The sequence below is a fragment of the Mycobacterium helveticum genome (genome assembly GCF_007714205.1).
Taxonomy (GTDB): Bacteria; Actinomycetota; Actinomycetes; order Mycobacteriales; family Mycobacteriaceae; genus Mycobacterium; species Mycobacterium helveticum.
The window spans coordinates 1-3,901 of the sequence record NZ_VMQU01000225.1 but is presented as its reverse complement, the minus strand read 5'-3'; the positions used below and the strand labels follow the sequence as shown (position 1 = coordinate 3,901).

Below are 3,901 nucleotides of genomic sequence, written 5' to 3'. Positions count from 1 at the left end.
TAGCCACCGCATGACCAGCAATCCAGCAGCTCCATTCAAGATCAACCCCGATTCACCTACAAATCTGTCGCACACCCTGAGCAGACCGAATTGTCGGTGCCTGGTGCCAAGATGGATCTCCCCCCAACCAGGAAGGTCCGCCCATGACCACTGGCCACTCCGCTTCCGAGCCGGATGAGCGGCCGACGAACAGGCTTTTCGCACACCGCCTAGAAGCCAGGTACCTCGCCGAGCAAGTGGCGGCTCTGCAAAAACGCGGTTCCGACGTGTACTGGGCGTTCCTCGGGCGCGACAGTGAATCCGACCGGACAGCGCCGCTGATCGAGCGCGTTCTCCCTGTCGATGACGACGTGATGGTCCACTTCGCAGAAGAGGCGTTACCGGCGATGCGCATTTCGCCTAATGAAGTCGTCTCGATTCATTTCGTGGCCGGCTGGGCGTGACCCTAATGAGGACAACGTTCGTGGTCGTAATGATCGCCGCGGCGCTGACCGCTAGCGCAGTGGCCGCCCCGCAGGCACGCGCCGAAGGCCCGTGCTTGTTCCAGGGCGACTGGAACTGCACCGGGCAGCCGCAGTGGAACGGCCAGCAGCAGCAGACGTGGGAAGTGCCGCCGTACACCTGGCCGAACAACCAGCTGCAGTGCAGCCCGTACACGACGGTCTGCTACCCGGTCGCGCACCCGTAGCCCTGCGATGCGCGCGCTCGTCGGGGTCGGCCTGCTGGTGTGGCTGCTGGCGTGGCTGATCCGGTGGGGATGGCTGCTCCTGGTCGCGGCCGCGGCGGGCACCGTGTTGTGGTGGTTCGTGCGTTGGCTAGACCGCCGCCTCGACGCGCGGGACGGGCGGCGCGCCGCGCAGGCAGCCGGTCTCGCGGCGATCATCGCCCGCGCCGATCAACAACACGCATGGACACTGGCCGGCGACGACCGCGGCACCTACGGCGAATACCCGCCCCATGAAGACTTTTCGCCCGAACACATAGATAGGACGGAGAGAAGTAAGGCCCCGGCGACCGGATCGGCCGGCCCCGGGGGAATGGCCGAACTAGATCACGAATGAAGGAGTTCGACAGAAAATGAGTATCGCTTACCTCAACTTCCCGTTGCCGGCCGGCCGCTTTGACGGCCGCATGGAACCTCGCCAACGACGCACCGGTGCTCGATTTCGAGGGGACAGCACGCGTCGTCGATCCGGCTGCCGACATCACGATCAGGATCGCGGGCTCGCAGTACCTCGACGGCCGGATCGAACGCCTGGTCTGGGTCCACGTCCCCGATGCGCCGCTGACCGTCGATGTACTGCGCGAGCTGGCCGCCGCCGTGGCCGAAACCGTCGCCGAGCTCGACGCGCTGGACGCGCTGGACGCGGAATGATCGTCGAACCACACTCGCACACGGTCCGGCTCCGCGCGGGCCGCGCGCGCGAGCTCGTTGACATGCTCGACGCCGCCATCACGCACTGCGACCGCCTGGCCGCCCCCGGCGCAGTGGGCGCCGATGATCGAAGGGCTACCTGCACCGCTTCGCCACCCGCGCCTACCGCGGCAGCCGTAATCTGCGGCTGTGCAGGTGTTTGTTGGGCCATGCGTCGGTCGCCACCACGGAAAGGTACACCGCGGTCGACGACGACGAGATCCGCGCCGCCGCGGCAAGCGCGTGGTGAGAGAGGTCGATGAGCATTGATGATGACGACTTGAGGGCCGTCGGCAAAATGACCAGCGAGGATCTGCCACCGCGAATCTTTGGACCAGTGGTGGTGCTTAGCACCATAACTGGGGCAGATTTGGAAATGCTTCAGCACTGGGCGCGAAACCGCGCATAGCAACATAGGCTCAGGCGCGGCGGTTCGTTTCCCGCTCATCGACCTCGCGCTTGACGTCGTCAAAGGTCCGGCAAAGGGTCGGCGCCCCAACCTCGGTGCCGTCAGAGTTGCACTCACGTACGTCCCACTCCTGCCCAGGACGGCGACCCGCGACATAAACCCGCCCGTCTCTGGTCTCCGCCTGCCAGCACTGGAAGTCTCTGGACGCCTCGGTCTCGTACCACTTCATAAATTTCGGGCTTTGCGCAACCCCCAAAGCGGGATCTGGCGGTGGCTCCGCAGTAGGGCGCTCGGACCTGTCCCGCTTTTCCGCCCGTCCGCCAACTACTTTCGTGTCGTGAATTCCCATACCCGGAACGCGGATGGTTCGACGGACCTTGCCATCCGCACCGAGACTGAACCGGAGCGGCCCGGCACCGATGCTCGACGAGATGCCGCTCTGGCTGATGGTGAACTGGAAAGGCCCAACTTTCTTACGCTTGCGGTATTGAACCATCACTCACCCCGTATCGCCGCACCGGACCATTTACGGACTTTACCTAACCGATGCCCGCATACGATGCTCAATCCGACCATAGTTAGTAGAGGTATTGCCAGTCCCGGTTCGGGATGAAGTTCCGACGGACGCCGTCGACGATGCGTGGCGTGGTGAGCTCGGCGAGCGTCCAACGCTTGAACGCGAGGCCTCCTGTCTGCGAAAAGGTGTTGGTGATCCGAAACCCATCGGCCAGCGGCCGCAGAGCCAGATCGTTGATCGCAAGCTTCGCCCATAGCGATCCGATGAAATGCGTGACAGCCGAAAGTGGCTGCTGGTCTTTGTAATCGTGGCGCAGTCCTGACAGCACTATGTCTTGTGCGCCCATGGCGGCCACGAAGTTAACTAGTTCCTTTTGGCGTCGGAACTGGCATTTGGATCGATTGCCAGGTCTCTGTTTTGATGATTGACGTCGATCGGACCCAGCAGCCCAGGTCCGCGATGCACAGCATGTCCAGTCCCTCGCGCGGGACCTTCACCTGGTGATCGAACTCGTCAGCGAGCTTTCTGATTTTCTCCTTCAGATCCTCTGCGCTTTTCCAGTCGTGCGATTCGCCGAGCAGACCAAAAAATACTGGGGGCGCTAGATGGTCCCGTGGCGTCCCTTCTCTAATCTTCATGCCAGCTCGAAGAACTGCTGCGTCCTCGTACGCCTCGGCGATGCCCTGGCGGGTGATCGTCCGCTTGACACTGAATACCGCCGCAACACCTGAGGCCAGAACGCTGTCGCGATCTCGGAGATTCATCGGGTAGTGCGGGTGGAAGACGACGAGGTCCTGTTCCTTGGTTGTCGCCGGTCCATCCTCGGTCTCGAGGAGCAGATATTTGCGTTTTTCGACGGCGTACTGCGGCGGCAACCAATCCACGAGCACCTGCTGCCAGCGCGACTCGACACGATGGCCCATCCGTTGGATATTCTTCGGCTGCTGGGCCATTTCTTGGTCGCGCTCGTACGATTCGACGATGGATCGGTTGACGTCAGCCAGCCATTGATGATGCTCGTGGTCCATCAATCGAGCGTATCGGCGCGGACCGACAACGAAGGTCAAGTCTTTAGACGACCCGCGCCCACTCGGCCCCAACACGGCGGTCCGGGCATTAACTCGGGAAGCGGGTGGTTTTGCCATGCGGAGCGAGTTGTTTCCTCGCTGCGCGTGAACGGTGTTCAGTTCGGCACCGGCCGCACTGAACTGAGCATCTTCTCAGCGCAAGCCGAAGACATGAGGGCCGCGCAGGCGCACGACCTCGCCGCAGGCCTCACCGCTGCGGCCGCCGAGATGGAACCGCGCCGGTGAACACCGCCAACCGGGCCCGCATAGCCCGCGCCGACGCCTCGGGCTGCACTTCTCCCAGCGCGGCACCGTGTTCACCGTGCGCACCGACGACGACATCACCCTCGCCGTCGGGGCTTGTCGGCGTCGTCGACCGATACCTCATCGACCGGATGCGCCCGAAACTATGCGGCCCCAGGGTCCCGGAAAAGTCACGTCTCACGAGGTCAGGACCAATTTGAGGGCGTGATCTGGGTGTCTGGCGTGGTGGC

The 3,901-nt window shown here is 63.3% G+C and carries 8 protein-coding genes and 1 pseudogene; 6 read left to right on the top strand and 3 right to left on the bottom strand.

Going from position 1 to position 3,901, the window contains the following annotated elements; genetic code table 11:
- Window positions 1-143: 143 nt before the first annotated feature.
- From FPZ47_RS26810 to FPZ47_RS26790, 5 genes and pseudogenes are all read left to right on the top strand, one after another.
- A complete protein-coding gene (locus tag FPZ47_RS26810) occupies window positions 144-443 on the top strand; it encodes a hypothetical protein (RefSeq protein WP_144957205.1) in 300 nt (99 codons plus the stop codon).
- A gap of 5 nt (window positions 444-448) precedes the next feature.
- Window positions 449-688, top strand: a complete 240-nt coding sequence (locus FPZ47_RS26805) for a hypothetical protein (protein ID WP_144957202.1) — start codon at window positions 449-451, stop codon at window positions 686-688.
- Between the two features lie 7 nt (window positions 689-695).
- The gene (locus FPZ47_RS26800; protein WP_144957200.1) at window positions 696-1,061 is read left to right on the top strand and encodes an ATP synthase subunit I; all 366 of its coding nucleotides are present in this window, start codon (window positions 696-698) and stop codon (window positions 1,059-1,061) included.
- A gap of 95 nt (window positions 1,062-1,156) precedes the next feature.
- Entirely contained in the window at window positions 1,157-1,375 is a 219-nt protein-coding gene (locus tag FPZ47_RS26795) for a hypothetical protein (protein ID WP_144957197.1), read from the top strand.
- 142 nt (window positions 1,376-1,517) lie between these two features.
- A pseudogene (locus FPZ47_RS26790) lies at window positions 1,518-1,664 on the top strand (tyrosine-type recombinase/integrase); the annotation flags it as partial.
- A gap of 169 nt (window positions 1,665-1,833) precedes the next feature.
- On the opposite strand, the gene FPZ47_RS26785 reads toward FPZ47_RS26790, so the two are convergent.
- From FPZ47_RS26785 to FPZ47_RS26780, 3 genes are all read right to left on the bottom strand, one after another.
- The gene (locus tag FPZ47_RS26785) at window positions 1,834-2,319 is read right to left on the bottom strand and encodes a DUF4236 domain-containing protein (RefSeq protein ID WP_144957194.1); all 486 of its coding nucleotides are present in this window, start codon (window positions 2,317-2,319) and stop codon (window positions 1,834-1,836) included.
- A gap of 82 nt (window positions 2,320-2,401) precedes the next feature.
- On the bottom strand, window positions 2,402-2,695 hold the full coding sequence (locus tag FPZ47_RS30045; protein ID WP_246133634.1) for a hypothetical protein: 294 nt from the start codon (window positions 2,693-2,695) through the stop codon (window positions 2,402-2,404).
- Window positions 2,696-2,699: 4 nt separating this feature from the next.
- Window positions 2,700-3,368 carry a DUF6602 domain-containing protein gene (locus tag FPZ47_RS26780; RefSeq protein WP_246133633.1) on the bottom strand — a complete coding sequence of 223 codons (669 nt, stop codon included), beginning with the start codon at window positions 3,366-3,368 and terminating at the stop codon, window positions 2,700-2,702.
- Window positions 3,369-3,512: 144 nt separating this feature from the next.
- Here FPZ47_RS26780 and FPZ47_RS28705 point away from each other — a divergent pair, with 144 nt between their 5' ends.
- Window positions 3,513-3,653, top strand: a complete 141-nt coding sequence (locus FPZ47_RS28705; protein ID WP_168209580.1) for a hypothetical protein — start codon at window positions 3,513-3,515, stop codon at window positions 3,651-3,653.
- Window positions 3,654-3,901: the final 248 nt, after the last annotated feature.

Excerpts from the sequence above, each read along its gene's own strand:
- FPZ47_RS26800 (WP_144957200.1), top strand. The coding sequence starts at position 696 with ATGCGCGCGCTCGTCGGGGTCGGCCTGCTGGTGTGGCTGCTGGCGTGG.
- FPZ47_RS26805 (WP_144957202.1), top strand. The coding sequence starts at position 449 with ATGAGGACAACGTTCGTGGTCGTAATGATCGCCGCGGCGCTGACCGCT.
- FPZ47_RS26810 (WP_144957205.1), top strand. The coding sequence starts at position 144 with ATGACCACTGGCCACTCCGCTTCCGAGCCGGATGAGCGGCCGACGAAC.
- FPZ47_RS26780 (WP_246133633.1), bottom strand. The coding sequence starts at position 3,368 with ATGGACCACGAGCATCATCAATGGCTGGCTGACGTCAACCGATCCATC.
- FPZ47_RS26785 (WP_144957194.1), bottom strand. The coding sequence starts at position 2,319 with ATGGTTCAATACCGCAAGCGTAAGAAAGTTGGGCCTTTCCAGTTCACC.